2 protein-coding genes and 1 pseudogene are annotated in these 1,943 nt (G+C 37.6%); all 3 read right to left on the bottom strand.

Translation table 11 applies throughout. The features are described 5' to 3' along the window. Positions 1-47: 47 nt before the first annotated feature. A pseudogene (locus tag PX484_RS25940) lies at positions 48-170 on the bottom strand (IS982 family transposase); the annotation flags it as partial. Between the two features lie 87 nt (positions 171-257). Continuing rightward, positions 258-467 (bottom strand): hypothetical protein, encoded by a 210-nt coding sequence (locus PX484_RS02130; RefSeq protein ID WP_002801820.1) that lies wholly within the window; start codon positions 465-467, stop codon positions 258-260. Between the two features lie 11 nt (positions 468-478). After that, positions 479-1,943, bottom strand: a 1,465-nt coding sequence (locus tag PX484_RS02125; protein WP_288102736.1) for a glycosyltransferase family 39 protein, incomplete at its 5' end; no start/stop codon positions are given.

Below are 1,943 nucleotides of genomic sequence, written 5' to 3'. Positions count from 1 at the left end.
TAGTGGTTTTGATGGAAAGCGACCAGGATGGTCATCATTTCGCTTCAAGTCAAGATTTTGCCATGTTTACGAGCTTTATTATCGGGCCAAAGCCTTGTCTGTTCTAATTTAGGTTCAAATACACGGCATCCGTCGTCGACAGGACAGAAAAGAGCTTCTAGACTAGACATAGATGGGTTGGGGGTGCTGAGTTTATATATTTTTCAGCTTACTAGCCCCCGCCTTTTCTTTGCACCCTTATCCCGAACTGACGTTAGTTAATAACTTAACTTCAGAGCATTTACCGGTACATCATCCCAAGACTCTACGGTTCTTAAAACTGCTATCCACCCTGCTTGTTTTTGTTCGTCCGTAAGACTGGTTAACCAACTTTGATGACAATCTTTTGCTGCTTGTTCATCTTGACAGGCAATACAAGCTTGTACTAAACCGCAGGGGTCAATCTGTTCATTTACCCAAATAATCATAGTTAATAGCCCTACTTAACTTTATTATTATACTCCATCGATCGCCCACAGAGAAACTTTTGATATTCATAACCCGTTACATAATTGGAGGATAACTCTGAGAGTTGACAGTCCGCTCGATCTATTGAAGAATGGAAATTAATTAGCCATAATTCAAAAGGGGGAGAAGAGGGCAGATTAAAATTTGGCTTTTGTTTTGGGTTAACTAAGAGAAACTTAGGGTTTTTATCGGGAAATTTTTGGTTAAATTCCCAAGCAATTCCCATCATTTCTCCCACCTGCACTAAACTCCTATAGCTAGTGGCAATTACTAACGGATAACGGCTATTATTTTCGATAGTGGTAACTAATTTATCTGGCCGATAATACTTACGATAGCCTAAATTAAAAGTCACGCTTAGGGAACTAACTAAAGCCATGATAAGGACAATAATTACGATTTTTTTCTGCTTCCTTTGCCAACAATTGTCTAATAAAATTGCTAGAATTAAAATTACCGAGGGAAAGTAAACAAAACTATATCTAGCTCCCCGGGTAATATCGATCGAGAGCAGATAGGTGATGACCAAGAAAATAGCAATTGAACTGAGAAAAAATGCCGAGAGAATGCCTAATTCTGGTTTATAGGAGTCTAGCCACGCTGTTTTTAATTGTGGGATAATCCAGAGAAAAAAACCGATCATTATTGCCCCAGAAATCAAGATAATTATTAAAGATTCTGATTCGACGGGGAGCAGAGAAAGCATAGTAATTAATGTTCCCAGCAATTGAAAAAAGGGGCTAATTACTGCTGAAAAACTATCATTGTCTCTCTGAATCCAACTGGTCATCTGATTGCCATAATCTTTGGGTACAAACGTGATAAACCAAATAATAATAAAGCTCAAGTTACCTAAAAAAACTAAACTTAAACGCCACCAATTAGTTATCCAAAAGTTTTTTTGTTTGATTTGATTGGATAAAATCCATAATAAAGTTATCGCTTCCGCGAGGATAGTTAAACTAAAAAAATAGTGAACTAATAACCCGATACAGTTGACAATTAACCAGAAAAAAACCAAAGTATGGGATATTCTCTTATGGTCGATAATTTTGCTGCTTGCCCTCAGAAAACAGCCTAAAGATATGAGGACAAATACAACCGCTAAAGTATAATGACGCGCTTCTTGGGAGATAAAAACCGCGTAGGGAGAAACCGCCATTAAAATCGCCGACAGAAAAGCGATAGAGCCAGATTTAAAGACCAATTTGCTGATAAAATAAATTACAGGAATCGAAATAACTCCCCAAAATACTGCCAGCGATCGCATTCCTTCTAAAGATACATATTCTCCGCGATCAAAGAATAATTTATTCCAGAGATAGGCGAGAATAAAATATAAAGGTGGATGATTGTCCTCCTGAATAACTAATTTAATTACATCGGCAATAGTTGCCTGATGGTTGCTCTGGAGAGGTGCTAATAAAGTGTCTAGG

Origin of the sequence: Microcystis sp. M49636_WE2 (assembly GCF_030065375.1) — a bacterium.
Taxonomy (GTDB): domain Bacteria; phylum Cyanobacteriota; class Cyanobacteriia; order Cyanobacteriales; family Microcystaceae; genus Microcystis; species Microcystis aeruginosa_C.
This window is presented reverse-complemented; position numbering and strand designations above follow the sequence as displayed.

Excerpts from the sequence above, each read along its gene's own strand:
- PX484_RS02130 (WP_002801820.1), bottom strand. The coding sequence starts at position 467 with ATGATTATTTGGGTAAATGAACAGATTGACCCCTGCGGTTTAGTACAA.